The sequence below is a fragment of the Longimycelium tulufanense genome (assembly GCF_014645795.1).
GTDB classification, from domain to species: Bacteria; Actinomycetota; Actinomycetes; order Mycobacteriales; family Pseudonocardiaceae; genus Longimycelium; species Longimycelium tulufanense.
On the sequence record NZ_BMMK01000061.1, the window covers coordinates 1 to 18,633 of the forward strand.

Annotated in this window: 26 protein-coding genes; 3 read left to right on the forward strand and 23 right to left on the reverse strand. The window is 67.3% G+C overall.

All coding sequences use genetic code 11. The features are described from left to right. The 15 genes from IEY55_RS30355 to IEY55_RS30425 all read right to left on the reverse strand — a co-directional run. A partial coding sequence (locus IEY55_RS30355; protein ID WP_189062024.1) for a DNA cytosine methyltransferase occupies positions 1 to 369 on the reverse strand: 369 nt, incomplete at its 3' end. 378 nt (positions 370 to 747) lie between these two features. Then, on the reverse strand, positions 748 to 2,985 hold the full coding sequence (locus tag IEY55_RS30360) for an FtsK/SpoIIIE domain-containing protein (RefSeq protein ID WP_189062025.1): 2,238 nt from the start codon (positions 2,983 to 2,985) through the stop codon (positions 748 to 750). Continuing rightward, entirely contained in the window at positions 2,982 to 3,356 is a 375-nt protein-coding gene (locus tag IEY55_RS30365) for a hypothetical protein (RefSeq protein WP_189062026.1), read from the reverse strand. The genes IEY55_RS30360 and IEY55_RS30365 overlap by 4 nt, the downstream gene beginning before the upstream one ends. Beyond that, a complete protein-coding gene (locus IEY55_RS30370; protein WP_189062027.1) occupies positions 3,353 to 4,336 on the reverse strand; it encodes a conjugal transfer protein TraI in 984 nt (327 codons plus the stop codon). Before IEY55_RS30370 ends, IEY55_RS30365 begins: the two co-directional genes overlap by 4 nt. Beyond that, entirely contained in the window at positions 4,333 to 4,671 is a 339-nt protein-coding gene (locus IEY55_RS30375) for a hypothetical protein (protein WP_189062028.1), read from the reverse strand. Before IEY55_RS30375 ends, IEY55_RS30370 begins: the two co-directional genes overlap by 4 nt. Next, positions 4,668 to 4,865 (reverse strand): hypothetical protein, encoded by a 198-nt coding sequence (locus tag IEY55_RS30380; RefSeq protein WP_189062029.1) that lies wholly within the window; start codon positions 4,863 to 4,865, stop codon positions 4,668 to 4,670. Before IEY55_RS30380 ends, IEY55_RS30375 begins: the two co-directional genes overlap by 4 nt. Positions 4,866 to 4,957: 92 nt before the next feature. After that, complete coding sequence (locus IEY55_RS30385; protein ID WP_189062030.1) at positions 4,958 to 5,149, reverse strand: hypothetical protein; 192 nt, start codon at positions 5,147 to 5,149, stop codon at positions 4,958 to 4,960. 2 nt (positions 5,150 to 5,151) lie between these two features. Further along, a complete protein-coding gene (locus IEY55_RS30390) occupies positions 5,152 to 5,586 on the reverse strand; it encodes an RRQRL motif-containing zinc-binding protein (RefSeq protein ID WP_189062031.1) in 435 nt (144 codons plus the stop codon). Beyond that, positions 5,586 to 5,846, reverse strand: a complete 261-nt coding sequence (locus IEY55_RS30395) for a hypothetical protein (protein WP_189062032.1) — start codon at positions 5,844 to 5,846, stop codon at positions 5,586 to 5,588. The genes IEY55_RS30390 and IEY55_RS30395 overlap by 1 nt, the downstream gene beginning before the upstream one ends. Beyond that, positions 5,843 to 6,028, reverse strand: a complete 186-nt coding sequence (locus IEY55_RS30400; RefSeq protein WP_189062033.1) for a hypothetical protein — start codon at positions 6,026 to 6,028, stop codon at positions 5,843 to 5,845. Before IEY55_RS30400 ends, IEY55_RS30395 begins: the two co-directional genes overlap by 4 nt. Before the next feature lies 1 nt (position 6,029). Next, positions 6,030 to 6,404 (reverse strand): hypothetical protein, encoded by a 375-nt coding sequence (locus IEY55_RS30405; RefSeq protein ID WP_189062034.1) that lies wholly within the window; start codon positions 6,402 to 6,404, stop codon positions 6,030 to 6,032. Next, positions 6,401 to 6,694, reverse strand: coding sequence for a hypothetical protein (locus IEY55_RS30410; RefSeq protein ID WP_189062035.1), 294 nt, complete (start codon positions 6,692 to 6,694; stop codon positions 6,401 to 6,403). The genes IEY55_RS30405 and IEY55_RS30410 overlap by 4 nt, the downstream gene beginning before the upstream one ends. 5 nt (positions 6,695 to 6,699) lie before the next feature. Continuing rightward, complete coding sequence (locus IEY55_RS30415; RefSeq protein ID WP_229686907.1) at positions 6,700 to 6,948, reverse strand: WhiB family transcriptional regulator; 249 nt, start codon at positions 6,946 to 6,948, stop codon at positions 6,700 to 6,702. Between the two features lie 419 nt (positions 6,949 to 7,367). Beyond that, the gene (locus IEY55_RS30420) at positions 7,368 to 7,604 is read right to left on the reverse strand and encodes an NUDIX hydrolase (RefSeq protein WP_189062037.1); all 237 of its coding nucleotides are present in this window, start codon (positions 7,602 to 7,604) and stop codon (positions 7,368 to 7,370) included. Beyond that, positions 7,601 to 7,933 carry a hypothetical protein gene (locus IEY55_RS30425; protein WP_189062038.1) on the reverse strand — a complete coding sequence of 111 codons (333 nt, stop codon included), beginning with the start codon at positions 7,931 to 7,933 and terminating at the stop codon, positions 7,601 to 7,603. The genes IEY55_RS30420 and IEY55_RS30425 overlap by 4 nt, the downstream gene beginning before the upstream one ends. A gap of 670 nt (positions 7,934 to 8,603) precedes the next feature. Between IEY55_RS30425 and IEY55_RS30430 the strand changes: the two genes are divergently transcribed. Both IEY55_RS30430 and IEY55_RS30435 read left to right on the forward strand, forming a co-directional pair. Beyond that, entirely contained in the window at positions 8,604 to 9,368 is a 765-nt protein-coding gene (locus tag IEY55_RS30430) for a GntR family transcriptional regulator (RefSeq protein WP_189062039.1), read from the forward strand. Next, positions 9,358 to 10,161: a GNAT family N-acetyltransferase gene (locus IEY55_RS30435; protein ID WP_189062040.1), complete on the forward strand. Its 804-nt coding sequence runs from the start codon at positions 9,358 to 9,360 to the stop codon at positions 10,159 to 10,161. The genes IEY55_RS30430 and IEY55_RS30435 overlap by 11 nt, the downstream gene beginning before the upstream one ends. A gap of 131 nt (positions 10,162 to 10,292) precedes the next feature. On the opposite strand, the gene IEY55_RS30440 is transcribed toward IEY55_RS30435, so the two are convergent. Next, positions 10,293 to 10,574 carry a helix-turn-helix domain-containing protein gene (locus IEY55_RS30440; RefSeq protein WP_189062041.1) on the reverse strand — a complete coding sequence of 94 codons (282 nt, stop codon included), beginning with the start codon at positions 10,572 to 10,574 and terminating at the stop codon, positions 10,293 to 10,295. Beyond that, a complete protein-coding gene (locus IEY55_RS30445) occupies positions 10,571 to 10,924 on the reverse strand; it encodes a type II toxin-antitoxin system RelE/ParE family toxin (protein ID WP_189062042.1) in 354 nt (117 codons plus the stop codon). Before IEY55_RS30445 ends, IEY55_RS30440 begins: the two co-directional genes overlap by 4 nt. 351 nt (positions 10,925 to 11,275) lie before the next feature. Here IEY55_RS30445 and IEY55_RS30450 point away from each other — a divergent pair, with 351 nt between their 5' ends. After that, positions 11,276 to 12,232, forward strand: coding sequence for a tyrosine-type recombinase/integrase (locus tag IEY55_RS30450; protein ID WP_189062043.1), 957 nt, complete (start codon positions 11,276 to 11,278; stop codon positions 12,230 to 12,232). 434 nt (positions 12,233 to 12,666) lie between these two features. Here the strand turns inward: IEY55_RS30450 and IEY55_RS30455 are convergent, their stop codons facing one another. From IEY55_RS30455 to IEY55_RS30480, 6 genes are all read right to left on the reverse strand, one after another. After that, positions 12,667 to 13,521 carry a hypothetical protein gene (locus tag IEY55_RS30455; protein WP_189062044.1) on the reverse strand — a complete coding sequence of 285 codons (855 nt, stop codon included), beginning with the start codon at positions 13,519 to 13,521 and terminating at the stop codon, positions 12,667 to 12,669. A 377-nt stretch (positions 13,522 to 13,898) separates the two neighbouring features. Then, positions 13,899 to 14,669 carry an ESX secretion-associated protein EspG gene (locus tag IEY55_RS30460; protein ID WP_189062045.1) on the reverse strand — a complete coding sequence of 257 codons (771 nt, stop codon included), beginning with the start codon at positions 14,667 to 14,669 and terminating at the stop codon, positions 13,899 to 13,901. A 52-nt stretch (positions 14,670 to 14,721) separates the two neighbouring features. Then, the gene (locus IEY55_RS30465) at positions 14,722 to 16,008 is read right to left on the reverse strand and encodes a PPE domain-containing protein (RefSeq protein ID WP_189062046.1); all 1,287 of its coding nucleotides are present in this window, start codon (positions 16,006 to 16,008) and stop codon (positions 14,722 to 14,724) included. A 3-nt stretch (positions 16,009 to 16,011) separates the two neighbouring features. Then, on the reverse strand, positions 16,012 to 16,638 hold the full coding sequence (locus tag IEY55_RS30470) for a DUF3558 domain-containing protein (RefSeq protein WP_189062047.1): 627 nt from the start codon (positions 16,636 to 16,638) through the stop codon (positions 16,012 to 16,014). A gap of 10 nt (positions 16,639 to 16,648) precedes the next feature. Then, entirely contained in the window at positions 16,649 to 16,975 is a 327-nt protein-coding gene (locus IEY55_RS30475) for a hypothetical protein (RefSeq protein WP_189062048.1), read from the reverse strand. A gap of 618 nt (positions 16,976 to 17,593) precedes the next feature. Then, positions 17,594 to 17,974, reverse strand: a complete 381-nt coding sequence (locus IEY55_RS30480; protein ID WP_189062049.1) for a hypothetical protein — start codon at positions 17,972 to 17,974, stop codon at positions 17,594 to 17,596. Between the last annotated feature and the right edge of the window lie 659 nt (positions 17,975 to 18,633).

An 18,633-nucleotide genomic window follows, 5' to 3' on the forward strand; every position in this document is an offset into this window, starting at 1 on the left:
GGCACTGAGTAACCCCCTGACGTTCTCGAAGACAACGAGCGATGGACGCAGCCGGTCGACGGCGGTGGCCATGTGCGCCCACAAACCCGAGCGGGTGCCGGGTGTGAGTCCGGCCCGCCGCCCGGCGGAGCTGAGGTCCTGGCAGGGGAACCCGCCCACCAGAACCTCGACCGGTTCCACCGCGGACCAGGCGACCTGGCTGATGTCGCCCAGGTTCGGGGTGTGCGGCCGGTGATGGGCCAACACCGCGGCGGCGGCCGGGTCGGAGTCGCAGTGCCACACCACGTTCCCGCCCAACAGTGGGGCCACCGCGAGTTCGCACAGCCCGCCGTAGCCGGAGAACAGCGACCCGATCCGTACCCGGCTCATGCCGCCCTCCCCCGGTCCGGCAGGCGACGGGGGCGGCGGGCGCCGTGCGGTCTTGGTGCCCAGGGGCAAGAGGTAAAGACCGGCCAGCTGCGGGCGGCACACGTCAGGGCGGCGCGGGTGAGCTGGTTTCGGGTGTCCATCGTGAACCCTTCCGTTGGTCACTCTGTGTGGTTGTTGTTGGCACGGGGGGCGTGCCGGGTGAGGGAATCGGCAGGGAGAGGGCGAGGGAATCCGCTGGCGGGCAGGGAGAATTCCCTCGTGCCGCCCCGTGGTGGGTTCCCTGGGGTTGATCTGCTGGTTTGGGGTGGAAGGGAGCGAGGGGGCCGAGGGAAAAACCCGCCCTGTCGGTGGGGTGCGGGGGCGGGTTTTCCGTCTCGGTTAGTCGTTCCCTCCCTCGCGGGCGGCGAGTGCCTCACGGACACGCTCGGTGAACACCATGAGCACGCCGACCTTGGTGACCTTGCAGCCGTAGCCGGCGAGCTGGTCCCGCAGTGCTTCGGCTGTCAGGCCGACGTAGGGCCGGTGGTCGGGGGCGTGTTCGCGCAGCCGGGCGCACACGTCGGTGGCCTTGGCCTTGTCCTCGCCGGGCAGCAGCACGGCGGCGACATCGGTGAGCAGGTCCCGCCGTTGCGGCTCGATCGGGGTGCGGCGGCCGTGTCCGCCGCGTAGCTCGACGCCCCGGGCGACGATTGCGGTTTTCTGCTGGTGGGTGAGGTTGTAGGAGCGCAGCAGGCCGGGGGTGTCCATGAACCCGACCGTGACCGAGGTGCCGACGTCGTTGAGGGCCACGATCGTGCCGCCCTTCTTCACCGCAGGCTTGAGTTCCAGCGCCGAGAGTCCGTTCTCGTAGGCTTTTTCCCCCAGCACGACGTTGTTGCGGGTCTTGTCACCGATGGCGAAGCACGACTTGTTGGTGGTGACGGCAACCAGGTCACGCGGCAGCGACTGGTCGGAGGGGGTCGGGGTGGCGAAGCCCAGCACGATCCCGTACTTGCGGGCCGCTGAGTAGAACCTGATCATCAGGTTGACCAGCTCACGTCGATCTTCGGGTTTGTCCTGGCGGAAGAAGCTCTGGCACTCATCGATCACCACGATGCGGGGCCGCAGCCGCTCGTCCTTCTCCGCCGCCTGGCGGGTCACCGAGTCGATGCCGTACTCCCGCAGCAGTCGGCCACGCTCGGCAAGGCTGTCCTGCAACGCCTGGATGTGCGCCATGCACGCGTCGACGTTGGCGGCGGTGTCGCCCATGGAGAGGGTCGAGGCGACCGGGCGCAGCCACTCGTAGTCGTTGTTCTCGGCGAAGCAGAACACGTCGATCTCGACCACCGGATCGAGTACCGCCCCGGCGAGCAGGTCCAGGACCTGGGTCGACTTGCCTGAGCCCATGATCCCGGCCCACACGAAGTTTCGTTCGAACACCGGGGTGACCACCGGGTTCCAGCGGGCGTCGATCCCGACCGGGAACCCGGTCCAGAAGTCCGTGTCTCCGCTGTCGGCCAGCGGATAGTCCGGGACGGGCTCGCGCAGCGCACCCGGATCCAGCACCAGGCATTTCATCGCCATCGGGTCGGTCTCCTCGACCTCGACCCACACCTCTTCCGGACGCCGACCGAGGTTGTGCGCCAGCACGACCTTGCGGGCGTTGATGCTGGTCGCCGGGACGCCGCCAGGCAGGCGCAGCGCGAACTCCCAGCCATGCCCGACCGGCAGCGGTGGCTGCACCCAGGTCGGCTGGATCGTGTGGCCCCAGCCCTCCTTGAACTTCTTGTTCAGCGCCGGGTGCCCGAGGTTGCGCAGGGCGTTCATGATCATGCTCTCGTCCAGCGCCGTGTCCGCCGAGGCAGCGCCGGTGGCCCTGGCCTGCAACCAGGACGGGGCCTCACCGTGCTTGCGGCCCTGCTGATACAGGTAGAACAACCCCGCCACGGTGCCGCCGAGCAGCAGGAACACCCCGTAGGCGGTGAGAAACCACACCGTGAACGCCACCGCGTCCAGCACCGCGGTGATGGGTGCGATCACGTCGGCGATGTCGCCGGAGTTCACGGCGAGGATCACCCCGAGGACCAGCAGGAACCCGGCCAGGCCGGTCAGCCCCACCACTCCGGCGGTGATCCACCGGCCGGGTGCGGTGATCCAGTCCATCACCCGCTGGTGGCGGCGCTGTTTCTCCGCGACGTCGCGGGCTTCCCACTCCAGCAGCCGTTCGTGGTTGCCCTCCATCTCCGCGTGCAGCATCATCCGCTCGTACCGGCTGGCGCCGTGGGTGTCCCGCCACCGCCGCACTACCACCCCAACCCCGGCGATCGGGTAGGCCACCGCGTGCCGCACCAGCGTTTTGGTGCGCTCGTGCGTCACCGCGGTCTTCACACCCCGGTAGAGGGTGACCGCGTCCCGGCGGTAGCCCCGGTACCGCTCGACCGCCTGGGTCCGTTGGCTGGTGAGCCGCCGGTACTCGTCCTCGGTGAGCAGTTCGCCCTCTACGACGTCACCGGTGGTCTCCGGCGTGCGGCTGCTGGTGTGGGGGACTGGGAGGTAGTGCACCCGCGCCAACTCGCTCGCCCTGCTTTCGCGCTCGGTGCCCTCCGGCACCGTGGCGTCGTGCTCTCGGTTGCTCATGCCCTCGATCCCTCCCCGTCCTCCTCGTTGGTGGTGCCGGACAGCGGCGGTGGCGGCGCGGTCCGCAGCGCGCCGCGCAGGGCGCGGCGCTGCTGGGCACCCCGAATCTCGTGCACAACCCAGCCGGTGCCGCAGGCCACGGCGAGCACGGCGCACCAGCGGTTCCACACCACCGCGGCCACCAGGGGGCTGGTGACGCCGGCCAGCTCGACCGCGTGCCAGCCCACCCAGGCCAGTGCCCGGTCGGCGGCAGCACCCCCGCTCCCGGGCACCGCGGGGGACGCGTCGGGGCGGGGCACCAGCACCCCGGCCCCCTGCTCGTCACCGCCGGCCCCCTCGGGTGGGGCCGGGATGTTGTGGGGGGTGGTCATCGGGCACCGTCCTTCAGGGCGTCGCGGACCTGGCGGGCGGTGTCGGTGCCGACCTCCAGGGCACGCCGGAGCGCCTTGGCCCCGGGGTGGGCCGGCAGGTGTCCGGCCGCGATCAACTCGCGGGCGCGGGCCACATGCCGGGCCAGCCGGGCCCGGTGCTGGGCCAGCACCACCTCGGCGGGGCCGGTGCCGTTGGCGCTGTACTTTCGGCCAGTACCCCCCGCGGTACCCCCACCCTGGGGGAGTCCGTGGTCCAGGGCGGTGAACGCGGCCCAGAGGATCGGTAACGCGGTCACGATCGCCACCGCGATGATCGGGCCGAGCAGATGCAGCACCAGGATCGGGAACCGGAACGGCTCGGCCACGAACGGCAGGTGCGGGAAGGCGTTCATCCCGAGGGTCAACCCGAGGAACAACCGCTCGATCGTGTCCAACCTCGGGTGGGTGAGCGGTTGGCCGCGGATGGCCAGGTACGCCTTCGCCCCCACGATCGTGAGCAGCCCGAGCGACAGGAACGGCTCCACACACCAGGCGAACACCCACTCCGCCGACCAGGGCGGGGCGCCGTCGGCGGCGAAGGTCTGCACACCGGCGGTGGACCAGGCCAACGCCAGGCCCAACGCCACCAGCGCGGCCCCGGTGAGCCACCGCAACACCCGGGCGGCGTGATAGGCCCGGGCGGCCGGGTCCTGGCCCAACGTGTGCAGCCGGGCGGCCTCGGCCGCACGCTGTCGACGCTTGCGGACCTTCGGGGTGTCGATCGCCAGGGGCACCGGGTCGGCCTGCAACGCGGCCAGCAGGTGCGCCTCCTCGACCTCGGCGGCCAGCTTGCCCACCCGCCGACTCCAGCCCAGCGGCGGGCCCGGCTGGGCCGGTGTGGGCGGGGTCTGCGCGGTCAGGAACCCCTCCATCTCGGCCAGGCCACGGTCGACGTCACGGCCGAAGTCATCGCCACCATTCAGCGTGCTGATCGGACTCATCGCCGGACCTCCCTGGCGGCAGCACGGACACGGGTCGGTAGGGACAGCAGCCGGGCGACGGTGGCCCCGGCCAGCAACGCCGGCAGACCCAGCGCCACCGCGGTCACCAGGCGGTCCTCGGTCCGCAGCAGCACCGCCCACTGCACGGCCACGATGAGGGCGGCGGCCAGTACGGCGCGCCCGGCCGCCGTGCCGGCACGGGTCAGGCGTTGGGTGCGCAGCACCGCCGTGCGGCCACGACGCCGCCCGGACCGCCAGGTGGCCAGCAGCAGGCCGAACAGGGCCAGCGCCCCGGCACCGGCCACCACCACCGCCACGGGGGTGAGGGGGGTCATCGCGCACCCCCCGCCGCGCGCGCCGCACCCGGCCGGGGACCGGCGGGTGCGGTGACCAGCACCGGCCCGCGGGCGCCCCGGCTGGCCAGGGACAGCACGGTGAACAGCACATACGCGAGTGCGGCGGGAAGGGTCATCCGGCGCAGCACGGCCCGGCTCCCGGCCGTTTGCCGCACCCCCGAGATGGTTGCCATGCTGAAGCTCTCCTCACTACTCATCGGGTGGTGGAGGTGGTGCCCGGCCCGGCGGGCGTTCTTGGCGGGACAGCCGCCGGGCCGGGGCGGAATCACATGAACGTGGCGATGCACCGGTTGCAGTAGCCGTGGCTGACCGGGGTGTTGGTGCAGCCGCGGTAACGGCACACGGTGGGCTGCGGTTCGGGTGCGCGTCGCGCCCGGCGCTGCTCGGCCCGCTCCAGCGCCCGCTCGGCGGCGGCCCACTCTTGGCGGAACTTCTTCCACTGCTTGCGGAGGCCCATCTCTAGGCCACCTCCTCGATCTCGTCGCCGTTGTCGTTGTCGGTGTGCCAGCAGTCCCAGCACTGGCGGGTGCTGGTCGGCAGGTAGTAGCCCGCGTCCTGGTGGCAGGTGCGGCAGATCCGCCGGGCCGCCCACGCCCGCGCGAGCGCAGCCCGTTGCGCCGGGCTGGGTATCCGCTTGGGCTGGGCCAAATCCAGCCGGTACAGGGAGGCCAGCTCGACACGGCGCCGGCCCGGGTGGCGGTGCCGGAAGGCCAGCACCCCGACCGGGTCGTGTCCGCCCGGGCACAACCCGCGGGCCCGTAACTGCCGCCGGGTGGCCACACCCTTCGGGGCCCAGCCCCAGGTAAACAGCGGCAACCCGTCCACCTGGCCGCGGCAGAGCACCAGGCGGCCGTCCCACAGGGTGATCCACAGCAGCGGTAAGGAGCGGCTCATCACCCACCCCTACGGTTGTCGGAGACCGGGGCGGTGATGGCCTGCCACTGCTGGACTTCCGGCCTGGTGACCGCATACCCGGTGGTGGACTGCAACGCGGTCGCGGCGGCCTGGGCGGCGGCGAAGTGCGCCGCGGCGATGCGGGCGTACAGCTCCCGGATGTGGGAGTTGTCGATGCCCCAGCCGCCGTGCACGTCCGTGCCGGTCTCGGCGGCGTGCAGGTACTTCTCACCTTCGTGGTAGTGCTCCGGCCCAGTCACGATGTGCCTCCCTTGCTGTCAGGCGGTGCGGGTGGTGGTGTGATCTCGACGTCGACCCGGCCGCAGTCGCCGGGGCCCCGGTGGGGGTAGAAACGGCTGACCGAACAGACCGTGAACACCCGCGGCAGCCGCGTGAGCGCCTGCTCGACCTCGCCCCGAGGGCCTTCCACGCGAATCCGCATCTCAGGACACCTCCCGCACAGCCGTCCTGGTCAGCCGGCGTTGCTCGTCACGCAGGCAACGGGCGCAATGACGGAACTCGACCGTGCAGCCGCCATCACGAGCCCGGCCGGCACCACACGCGCCGCGGCAGCGGCACCGCCGCCACGGGGTCGGGGCGTGGCCCCACAACGCACACTCCTCACCGGCAACGCACCGGGCGCACCACAACTGGCCGTCGGCACGCACCCGCCACCCGGTGTCGGTGTGCGGGTCCCGCACGAAGGCGCGTAGGGCCTCGGATTCGTCGGCGAAGAGCACGGCACCGGGCTGCATCGGTTCCCAGCGGGCCGCACACCGGTCACACTCGACCACCACCGCACAGAGTCGACGGATCATGACCGCACCCCCGTGGCGGGTGCGGGGTCGAGGCGTTGGGCCTCCTGCCGGTGTGTCAGCTCGGCGTCCAGCAACGCCTCCCACAACACGCTGCGGCCGCCGACCCGGAGACCGACCTCCAGGCCGGCTGCCTCATACACCGCGGCCAACTCCCGGTGCGATGCGGCCACCCGCTTGCGCCACTGCTCGCGAGTGGGCTTCGGTGTGCGGGCCCTAATCGCTGTGGTCAAGGCGCGGCGGGCTTGCCGGAACCGGGCCTCGATCTCCTGGGACAGCCTCAGCTCATCCACGGTGCTCACCCGGCCTTCGGCAGCTCACGGCGGCGCAGCTCGCGGCGCTCCTCGGCGTCCAGACCGCCCCACACCCCGAAGTCCTCACCGACCTGCAGCGCCCAGGCCCGGCACTCCACGATCACCGGACAGCCCCGGCACACCGCCTTGGCCTCCGCGACCTGCCACTCGATCAGCGGGCCCTCACCAACCGGGAAAAACAACTCCGGGTCCACGCCCACACAGGCGGCCTCCGACCGCCAGCCACGGCCCACACCGACCGGGGCAACCGGATTCACCGCAGCCGAACCCAGAACCACCTCGGCTTTGGCACGACGTCGGGACATCAGTTCGTCCTCTCTTCACTGCTGTGTCGGGTGATGGAAAAACCCGGCCCGACGGGCGTTCAAAGGCGGGACAGCCGCCGGGCCGGGACAGGCTCAGCGCTTGTCGTGCGTCCAACCGGCCTTCGTCATGCAGACCGGGCACATCGGCGCGTTCTTCGGCGCCCCCTTAATCAGCCTCTGCCCGCAGTAGGCGCGGTAACTGGCCAGCCCCAGCTCAGCCACTGGCGCGCAGAGTGGGCACGATGTGCATGAACGTCATCTCGAACTCCTCACTGCTGTGATGGGTGATGGACAAGCCCGGCCCGACGGGCGTTCATCGGCGGGACAGCCGCCAGGCCAGGGCGGGGTCAACGGGCCCGGTTCTTGGCGCGGAGATGGGCCACCGCGTCGGCGACGATGTCGCGATGGTCGAACGCGACGTCGAGGTCGTTCGCGGTCAGCACCGCAGAGACGGCGGCCCAGCGGGCATCGCGGGCCAGCAGCACCACATCCGCGGTCAGCCGGGCCGTCTCAGCGATGTTGTTCACCATTGCGGCGCCTTCCTGGAAGTTGTTGTGACAGGGGCAAAACAGCGCGGTCATCACGCGGCCTTGCCGTCCAGCGCGCAGAGCGCTGGCGGAGTGCGTCCCTCGCTCGCGGTCCACGCGGTGTCAGCGACCAACTGCGCCCGCTGCCACTTCGCGTAGGCCACGCGGGTGCGCTGCACGGCGTCGTAGAACGCCAACGCCGCCGCATCCCACGCCGCCCGGTAGTCGGTACGCGTGGGCTGCTCAGCGACCAGTTGACGCAGCGACGCCACCCGCGCCCCCATCCGCATCTGCGCCTTCCGAGCCACCAGATACCCGGCGCACGCCTCCAACTCAGCCGCCCGAAGCGCTGACAGAGCCGGCTCGGTGGTCACGTTGTTCGTCATGACGCATCACTCCACATCTCAAAGCCGAGAAACGAGCAGACTTGACAGTCGATCAGAGACAGGTCGGGGGCGCGGCCACCATTGGCGCCGCACCCCCGACCAGATAGATAGCCCACGTGACCAGCGGAAACGTCGGCCAGCAGGCATGTAGAGACACTCCCCAGAAGCGGGGAGAAACGGGGCGGCACAACAGACAGAGGCCACCCCAGATTGATGTATATGCGCCCGAAAAAGGGCACACAGTATCCACTATGGGACTACCGCTCCCGGTAGTCATATCTCACGCGGTGAACGTGGCTGCCAGACGATTCCCCGTAGGTCTCACGCCATGCTCCACACCGGGCTACATGGCGCCACGCCGGTCACGTTGGCCCCAACACTAGGAGCGACCACCTGACGACACGTGAGTGCCGCTCGCAGCTCTCGCTCGCGAGAACGAGTCATCCGGGGAAACCAACCCCTCCGGCCCGAGACCCCTCACACCCGAACACAACGGCGGGGCCCCACACCGGACAGTCCAACCACCTCCTCTCTTGCCCGGTCCAGCCCTTGCGGCTGCTTGTGGCCCAAGGTGCCGCAACCCTCGGAGAGTGTCAAGCCTCAAGGGGCTACTTGGGCCTCAATCACCCGGATGTTGCACTTGAGGCTCCGCACTGGGAGAGTGGGTCACGTGGACACGAAGCCTCGGTACGAACAGGTCGCGCTCGAGCTCCGCGAGCAGATCTCCGCTGGTGAGCTGGCGCCCGGTGACCGTCTACCGTCGGAGAACCAGCTCAGCGACAAGATGGGGGTCAGTCGCGATGTCGCACGAAAAGCCCTGCAGCTCCTGGTAAACGAAGGTCTGATCGAGTCGTGGGGGCGTCAGCAGGGCTACCGTGTGCGTGACATACAGCCGCTCACCTACTACGCCACAAAATCGGAGCTGGCCAGTCGTCGTAGCAAGGCTACTAATGATATATGGATGACCGATGTCATGGAAACTGGGCGTCGGCCGGCCATTGCACTAAGCGTTTACATGGCTCAACCATCGCCGGAAGTCGCAGAGCTTCTCAAAATTGCAGATGACGAGACGGTAGCTGTTCGCCGAAGGCTTCGCATGGTAGACGATCAGCCATATGCAATCTCGGTTGCCCACTTCCCGACGTGGGCACTGAAGAAAGTTCCGGAGCTTGCGCATCCTGTTGACCTGCAGCCTGGTCCTGCCGCACTTCTAACGAAAGTCGGCCACGAACCTGACCGGATTGTTGACCGAATCCGGCTGCGTATGCCCACACCAGAGGAACGGGACACCCTGCGCCTGCCACCGGGAGTTCCAGTGGCGGAGCACATTCGAACGCCCTACGACCGTAATGGGAACGCGATTCGAGTCACGGTAACGGTTCTACCTGGAGATCGATGGACGCTCGAGTACGAGGTGAACCCGAATGACATCTGACTTTTCCATTGAGAAGGCTTCGCCAGAAGAGTTGCCGGTAGTCCTCGAGATCCTCGATGACGCTGCGGAGTGGCTGCAAGGACGTGGGATCGACCAGTGGCCTGCATCGTTCTCAGACGATGCCACCTGGCGAATAGAGAGAATTCGCTCCTACATTGAGTTCGGCTTGACCTATCTTGTTCGGGGTAAATCTGGAAAATCCGTGGCTACGTTCACGCTCTCCCGTGCCGCTGATCCGCAGTTCATGCACGGTTGGCCGGACGGTCCCGACTCTGGGGGATATATCTTTCGAATGGCCGTACGGCGAAGCGCCGCCGGTAACGACATCGGCGGAGTAATACTAGATTGGGCGGCACGCGAAGTTGCTCGATGGGGTCGAGCGTGGTTGCGTATTGATGTCCATCGTCACAATAAGCAGCTTCAATCCTATTATGAGCGCCACGGGTTCACGAGAGTAAATGAGGTTACGGCGCCTGATTCGTCTGTACCTGGACGAACTCGAGGTTCGGGAACTCTGATGCAGCGGGCAACAGGTGGGGACGCTATGGCCACGCACGATTGGGACTCCGACGGTGCTGCCGCGCTTTGGCTGGAGGCATCCAACGTCGTTCGCAACTTACAGCTCGAGAACCCGCCAGTGGACGAAAATTCCTGGAATGCAGCACTTGAGCAGGCATCTCGAGTGCTTGAACGACATGCCCTTGAGATAAAGCAATCGAATGGTATGTATTACCGCCCGCTGACTGGTCGGAGCCACGCTCCGGCGGAATCGGAAGGCGTTACACAAAATTGAGGCCATTACCTTCGTGCGTCGGGACGGGGACGGAGCCACACGCATAACGGTACGGCCGCCCGCCGGTGCCGGCCGCCACCGTCGCGGCTGGAAGTCCGGGACCGATCCCTGCGTGACAGAAACTGTGCTGGTCAGGCGGCGGTGAGCTGTACCTGAAGGTGGGCGCCGAAGGCGGTGGCGATGCGCTCGAGGACGTCGAGGGTGGGTACGGTGCCGCCTGCCTCGAACCGGGCTACCGCGGATTGCGTCATGCCCGCGCGACGTCCCAGCTCGGCCTGGGACCAGCCGCGCTGCTCGCGCAGCTCCCGCACCTGCACGCCCAGCTCGAACGCGAGCTTGGCGGCCCGGTAGGCGGGGTGGTCCCGGTCGACGGGACGCTTCTGGCGTAGGTCGTCGAGGGTCCGGCGGGTCATCGTGTGTCCTCCTCGTCAGCGGTGTGCTGTTCGCGCTGGCAGCGCTCCATAGCGCGGTGGGCCCGCTCGACCTCGGCGGTCTCGCGTTGCTTGGTCTTGCGGAACACCGTCAGCAGCACGATGCGTCGGCCGGGGGCGATCCAGTACGTGATGCGCTGCCGCGCCCGGCCGAGGTAGAGCCGCAGCTCTCGGAGCTTGCCCTGGAGTTGCCGGGTATAGGGCTCGTCGAGCAGCGGTCCCCGTTCCGCCAACAGGTCGATGTAGAACATCACGCGGTGGAAGTCGTCGTCGTCGAGGTTGAGGAGCCAGTCGTCTACTTCGGGTTCCAGCTCGACGGTACCCCAGTCCATAGCACAGATGCTATGACACGTTCGAAGGGATAGCCACCCCTCCCGGTTACCTGGCGGCCGGGTGCATCGGCACCCGTGCCACATTCGTGCCACATGGTACTGATCAACGACCAGCGACGATGACAGTGCACAACAGCTACCAGGCTGGCCGTGCCGGCTGCTGATACTTCCGTCGCATGTCGGAATTTGGCCGAATAAGGTCAAGGGGTCGCAGGTTCAAATCCTGTCGTCCCGACCAGCCAGAGGGTCCTCGCAGGTCAGAGACCGCGAGGACCCTCCTTTTTTGATCTTCGCCCGCCCTTCCGGGTCAAGCACGGCGCTCATGGACCCCTTGACTCGGCGAGGTTGGAGATGCCCCTGCTGGACCTGGATCGGCTCACGGACGGCCTGTCGTCGGTGTGGGCCGGGCTGCTGCGGGACTGGGACCGCGGCCTGCGGTCGGCGAACTACCCGGAAACGACCCGGTACAACTATCTGCTCGCCGCGGCGCAGTTGGCGCGGTATCTGAGGGAATATTCCCCGGACCCCGATGCCGATGACGCCGCGGAGGACCCGACGGAGGTGACCAAGGCCCACATCGAGTCTTTTCAAGCGTGGATGATCGACACCCGCTCGGCCTCCACGGCACTGAACAAGCACAAAGGGTTGCAGCAGTTCTTCCGCTGGCTGGTGGACGAGGAAGAGATCGACCGTTCCCCCATGGAGCGGGTCAAGCAGCCCAAGACCCCGAAGAAACTCATCCCCGTCATTCGGGATGACGACACGGGCAAGGTGTTGGCGACGTGTCGGGGTAAGACGTTTCGGAATCTGCGGGACGAGGCGATCATCCGGCTCTACTACAACACCGGCGCTCGCCTGTCCGAGGTCGCGGCCCTCACCGTCGACGACATTGATCTGATGACCGAGTCGGTCCGCTACTTCGGCAAGGGCAGGAAGGAACGCCGGGTCCGGTTCGGCCCCAAGACCGCACGGGCGTTGAGTCGGTATCTGCGGGCACGGGCCAAGCACAAGCATGCGGCCCTGCTGCGCCTCTGGTTGGCCGAACGGGGCCCGCGGCCCTTGGCGGCGAACGGGATTAAGATCATGCTCAAACGGCGTGGTCTGGTCGCGGGTGTGCAGAAGGTGCACGCGCACCGCTGGCGCCACAACTACGCCCATGAGTGGAAACTCGCCGGCGGGGACACCGGTGACCTGATGCTCCTGCTCGGCTGGGCTTCGGAGGACATGCCCCGCCACTACGGTGCCAGTGCTGCCGCCGAACGTGCCCTGGAAACCCAACGCCGCATGGGCATCGGCGAACGCGTCTGAGGCCGACCACCTGCTGATGAAGAGTCGGCGTTGACGGCTGTTAGTCCATGATGGACTGTCCGTCCCGGTCTGATCCGTACTGGTCAGGCCGGGACGGACTGCTGTCATCTGCTGGCCTCTGATGGCTGGTTATGGCGCGTTCGGGCTCACGTCCATCGAAGTATGGGCTGGTTGCTGATGATCTTCGCTTGGTGTCGCTGGACGGCCATCGGGACTCCGGTTCAGAGGCAATGCCACCCCGCGACATCACGCCCGGAATCTCTGTAGCAGGCATCCTGCTGGGGGCCACCGGCTCGGGTTCCGCCGGCTTCGGACAATCAGGATTAACCTGTTCGAAGTTCAAGTGCGCGGGTGAGTACCTCGCCGTGCCAAGACCTGGAGACGAGTGAATAAAAGACGACGAACCCGGTAGTTGCCTTCAATGTGGGAGCTGATTACTTTGTCAGTTCTGTCGCGATTTGTACGGTCCATCCCTCGCCGCCCTGGCGCCGCCGCAGGTGGCTCCGTAGAATCTGAATGCGGCGACTGGCAAACAGGTACTCCTGCGCTTGGCTGTCGAGACTACGAGCCGCCTCGATACAGTATCTGTGAATACTCCGCATAACGTAGTCGGACTTTTTGTCATCGCTGCAATCCCCACCGAGCAGTGAGAACTCGTGCGATAATACTTCCACAATGCGGTTCTCCCAGAGTGGTCGATCAATGACTGTCCCCAGATCAAACCGACCAACCCTCACCTCCGGACTCCCCGTCAAGATCCCGAGATCGAATGCCTCTGTCATCACAGGAGCCAGCAGGCGTTGCACGGCTGGGCGTACGCCCTCCCTGGCAATGTCATCCAAGACCGCGCTGACCCGTGTCATCGCCTCCTCCAACTCCCCACGACTGGCTGCGTGGTCGACACCCCGAGACCCAAGTGGGAAACGGGTCCGGCTTGCCGCAATCTCAATCAGATAGCCGTTCCGACTCCAGGTCGCACGGTGTCGACTCGCCCTCTCGACCACACGGGAGATGACACTGTGCCGGTGGGCTTTGAGGAGCAGCTCGTCAGCTATAACGTAGACCGCCTGTGACAACTGCTCAAGAGCGACGAGCAGCTCATTGAGTGAGCGCACGGCAGCACGAGTGCTCTCTTCGCGATAGCGCAGCCGGTCCAGCAATACGCCCCGCGTCAGGATCACGAGTGCCGCAATTACCATAGTCCCTGTCGCGAGCACGGTCTGCGGGGCCGTCTCCGTTGCTGCTGAGACTGCCGCCCTGAGCGACTGCCATACGTCGGGCACGATCAACCATGGCGGTCGTACCCAAAGCAGGGCCTCGGCAAAGGCGTGTTTCAGCTGTTCAGTAGGAGTGTGATGGGGGCAGCTGGCTGAGATTTGACCAGTTGCAGCAGGTGGTTGGGTTGCTGGCCGAGACGTACGCCGTTCGACGGTTCGGACTGGTCCCCTGGGGTGACTCCCAAACTTGTGCGGCTATCTGAGGAAACCGAAAACCGGGCCGAGCCCGGTCGATCATGGCCGCACCGGGTCCAGCAACATCCGATCAGCCACGGTGCTCGGCTGATGAAGATCAGGTCCTGTGAGACGCGTTCCCGGTGATCCAACCCAGCAATGCGGCCTGCGTGGGGCGGATTGATATCCCGTAGGTCCTCTTCTTTTCATGGCGTTCAGGCACGTTCGTTCAGAGCGGCGCGCATCTCGTTAAGGCGGGCGGCAAGGAGGCGGTGGTCGGCGGGGGTGAGGACGAGCCAGGGGCGGCCGTCCGATCCAGGGCGGAGTTGGGTCATCCACCGGCCATCGGGGGTGTCGAGGACGGTGAGGGGGTGTGCGGCGCGGTGCCGGTGACCGTAGCGGTCCCGAGCGGCGACATGGAGTTGGCCGGCGTTGGTACGAGGTAGCGCGAGCACCGTGCGGGCGTGGCTGGTGGCCTCGTCGTCGCCAGGCCGGACTTCGACCAGCCAGTCGTCCGGGGCGGCTCGCTGAAGGGTGAGGTGCTCAGTGGGCAGAGTCAGGGAGCGGCCGCGCGCGGGTGGCACCGTTGGTAGGGCGGCGACCACGGCCCCAGCCAGACCGGTGGAGCGGACGGGATGCAGGTGCAGGATCTGGTCGACCAGGACAGCCAGCACCGCGTCTTGGCCACACGCGGCGACCAACACGCTGTAGTGCCGCTCGTGGGCGCGGTTGATCCAGCCGTAGATCTCTGCGGTGGGCCGGGCCAGCAGCGTGAGGACATCGAGGAGATCCTCATCGATCCGGCCACGGTGAATGAGACCGTTCTGTTGGAGTTCGTCCCACGCCTGGCGTTCCAGCACCGCCCGCTCCTCGTGGGTGGCGCCCGGCGAGGGAGTGTGCAGAGCGTTGGGTTTGTCACCGAGTTTGTGATGGTGCCAGAGCACGTCGTAGGCCGACGTGGACAGTGTCACGCTCGCGCGCAGCATGAATTGAACCCTCCTGACGGCCGCGCGGTTCTGGAGAGGTTGGTGGGAGCGGTCAGCGCTCCGGGGGTGGTTCACCGATCACCGGGGGCGCCACGCGGCGGTGGTCGCCGTAGAGGTCTTCGATTTCCACCAGGTAGTGCGGACGCCGGTGCTCCCGGTCTTCCTCTTTGCGACCCGCTCCGGCACCCATACCTCCGACCATGCCGGGGCCGCCACGGTTCGCCGAGCCGCTCTCCAGGTTGATGCCGCCGGGACGTGGACCGCCACCGGGAACGCCCGTGCCAGTCCCACTACCGGGGGCGAGGGGGTTCTGCCCGCCGTAGCCGGAGCCAGCCGGGCCGTACCCGGCCGAGCCACGGGGCCCGAAGCCCCCACCCGGCCCACCACCGGTGAACACACCCGGCCGGCCATCCGGGCCCTGCCCCGGAAGACCGCCACGGACGGGTGGGCGGGGCACGGTGCTGCTGGTGTGCGGGCCAGGGCCCGTCCCGCCGGGCGGGCCGACCGGGTAGAGCGGGTTCGGACTCGGGGAACTGGGTAGGCGAGAGCCACCCAGATCGGCTGGAGACCGAACGGGGTCGGCGCCGACAGTCTGGACGGGCTTGACGGAGGCAGGATCGACCGTGGCCGCCGGGGGCTGCACGACCTGTCCGCCGGGCGGTGGCGGTTCAGCTGGCCGCAATGGAGGTGGGCTGACCGGATCACCTGCGCGCCGGTCCACGCTGGTCTGGTTCGTGACGTTGTGGGTGGGGTCGACGGTGTGCTCGCGGTAGCCAGGGTCGACCGGTTGAGAGTCCGGTTGGCGCAGATCGGTCTCGACCGCGGGTGGTGCGGTGAACGTGGGCAGGGAACTGATGTTGTCTTTCGTGGTGGTGCCGTAAGACGCGACGGCCTGGATGTTGCGGTCGGTGACGGCCTTGTTCGTGCTGACCGCGTCGTCGTAGTCGGTCTGCCAGGGCAAATAGTCGTTGAGAAAGGGCTTGTCCGGTACATGCTGCGGGGGTTCCACCTTGTGTCTGGTGTCGGTGAATGCCGAGCCCTGCTCCGACACCTTGCCGGCGATCCCCTCGGTGACCCGCTTGAGCTCCTCCGCCCACGCCGCCAGGGGTGACACCCTCGAGGTCATCGCCTCGGCCGCCTGCCCCTCCCACACCCCTTGGGCCTTGCGGAGTTCGTCCTCGACGAGCTGCTTGACCTCGTCGTACTCCTTACCCAGACTGCGCCACGCCTCCGAGGCGGGGTGAATCGTCTGCCCGGTGTCCTTACCCTCGTGGAACCAACGATAAACCGTGGCCGCGTCCCACCCGGCCGGTCTCGGCGTCCCCTCGATCGCCCCCATGACCTACTTCGCCCCCTTGAGATTCTCGATCACCATGCCCGCAGCCCGGTCACTGACCTTGCACGCGGTCGCATAGTCCGGATGGTTCTTGTCCCGAACAGAGACACTCACATCCACAAGCCGGCCCTCACCGACACCGAGCAACGTGTCGCAATCTCCGTTCGCCGGGGCCTCACGCCAGTCAAGGGCATGCACGCCGGGATAACGGGCGATCACAGTCTCCTGGAAGTGGCCGAACTTGTCGCGCCGCTGGTAGATGCCTTCCAGCCCACCGGACTTGGTGTTGATCGTCACCGTCAGCCGGATGCCCGGCGTTCCCGTCTTCAATGAGCTTTCCGGCGCCCACCGGCACGAGGGACCGGTGAGCGCTTCCTCAGATTCCGGCGGCTTGTGTTCCCCAAACTGCGCTACCTGCTCCGGACGCAGCAGAGTGCATGGGTCCTTCTCGAACGGTGCGGTGTCCAGCTCCGGCTGGCTGAGCGGAGGTGCGAGCCGCGAAGTTGGTGCCGCACCCGAGCGCGACGTAGCGGGGTTCTCTGGTGCCGTGGGCGAGCCAGGGTTGGCAGTTCCACAGGAGGTGGTGATCAGGACAGCACTGCAGGCGAGCGGCATGGCGAGGAGTCGACGCACGTCCACCCCTTCAGGCCCGCATCGTGTTCTGCTGCTCGACCTGCCGGTAGGCCTCCAGCGATGCCCGCAGGTTGTCGATTACGTTCTGGAGCGCCTTCTGGTACCGCTTGTTCGCCTGGCCATGGCACCCCTCCTCATCGGAGGCCAGCCGGCTGATCTCCCGGATCGCATACTGCGTGTGCGGGTCACCGCTCCCTGGAGCTTCGATCTTGGTGAGGCTCCGAGCCTTCTCGTTGATCCGGTCCAACTTCTCCAGAGCTGCTTCGAGCCCCCTGATGAGCTGTTCGGCGTTCTCCGGCGCCACGACCAGCTTCATGCCGCCACCGTCGGCTGGCATCGACCCCAACACCCCCTTGCCTCGGCACGCCACTACGCCACGGCACATGTGCCGTGGCGTGCACGTGCACCCCAACGTGCAGGTACCCCAACAGGTGGGCATGTTAGCGGTTGAGTGCAGAGCGTGATGAAACTTTCACCGTGTTGCCCGTCAGGCAGGAAAGGTGCGGTGGAGCCGCGGAGGGGGTAGGACCCTCGGCGGCTCCACCGCCAGGGACCGGGCGGCGCGTGGGGTGTTGGGATGTTGGGGTGACGCGCCGCCCGGAGTCAGTGTCGTGACCAGGCTGCCTGGATACGCGGTTCGCGCGGCCGAGACCGGTCACACCCCTGCCGGATGGTCAGGATGTGCCCGGTCCGAGTCGCACGAACCACGCTCACACGGAGCTGGCCTCCTGGTTTGACTGCGTCACGGTGGCCCGCGAGCGCGGTGACGGACTTCCGCCCAAGAGAGGGCAGGATCCGGCCTGGTCGAGCCTCACCGACACCGGATTGCCAAATGTGGAGACGGATGTCGGTGTCTCTCGGCTGAACACCTGCACCCCTGGTGAGAATGACATGGGGATGGAAGGGAACATCGCTCATCCACCTGGTGGGGACGTTGCTTTGCTGGACTGCCTCGTCACCGACGAAGTGGTGTCGCGGTGGGGAGCGCCCCCTGGGATGGGGGTAGCCAGAGGCTGGTTGGTGCGGCGATCGCACGGGTCGGCGCCCCGGGCTCGCCCGGTGCCGGAACCTTCAGCAGCTCGGCGACGACTCCCATGAGGTCACCCTCGTACTTCCAGACCACGTTGTGGTCGGCGAACAACTGCGACTCATGGGCGTCGCTTCGGGCACGGATCCCGGTGACGTCGGACTCGGCGCGCACGTGGAGGGCGTCCATGTAGGCGGGCCAGTCCCGCACGTAGAGCAGCGTGTAGGCAACGACGCCATCAGCGGGACCCGGTACCCAGACGAACCCTTCACGGTTGAGTGCTGCCAGCGCGTCAGCAACCGAACGCATTCCGACCCACCCCGCCTTCCCCGGCGGCAGTGGGAACCCACTGAATCCGCGGCATCCACGCCTGCCGCCGACCACCCGTCGAGTCAATGATCGCCACCGGATCCTGGTATCGGGCATGAAAAGCAGGTCGTAGACTCGCCGCCCAATGCTCGTAGTGTCGAAAAAGACCCACACCCACAGCATCACCTCGGCTAGGACAATCACCGTCCACAACACCCAGTCCGGAAGCCACATCGACTGCACCGCCCTTGCGACCCTCGCCGGCCCCTGTACCGTTCGTGCTCTCCGCGATGCCGCTGGTGAGTCGTGCAGCGAGCACCGCGACCGAAATGCCGGATTCCGTGAGCGCGTGTGCTCCGGACGTGCGGTCGGACACCACCCACAACGTTGCGCCCGCGCAGACACCGAGCGTCGCGATCGCCAGTAGCACCGAACTGATTCCGGTCATGGCTGCGCTCCGTGCGATACGCCTGGGCCTGCCAGGCGGTGACGTCCGCGCTCTAGGCTCATGTCACACCTCCACATCCGAGGTTGGCTTGGTTAAGGGCGACGTCGCCCTTAACCAAGCTACGGGCGACGTCGCCCTTGAGTCATTGTGTCGCGCGTCAGACTTTGTGGCTCAGGGGTTATGTAGGTTCCTGACCAGGAGGTATGACGTA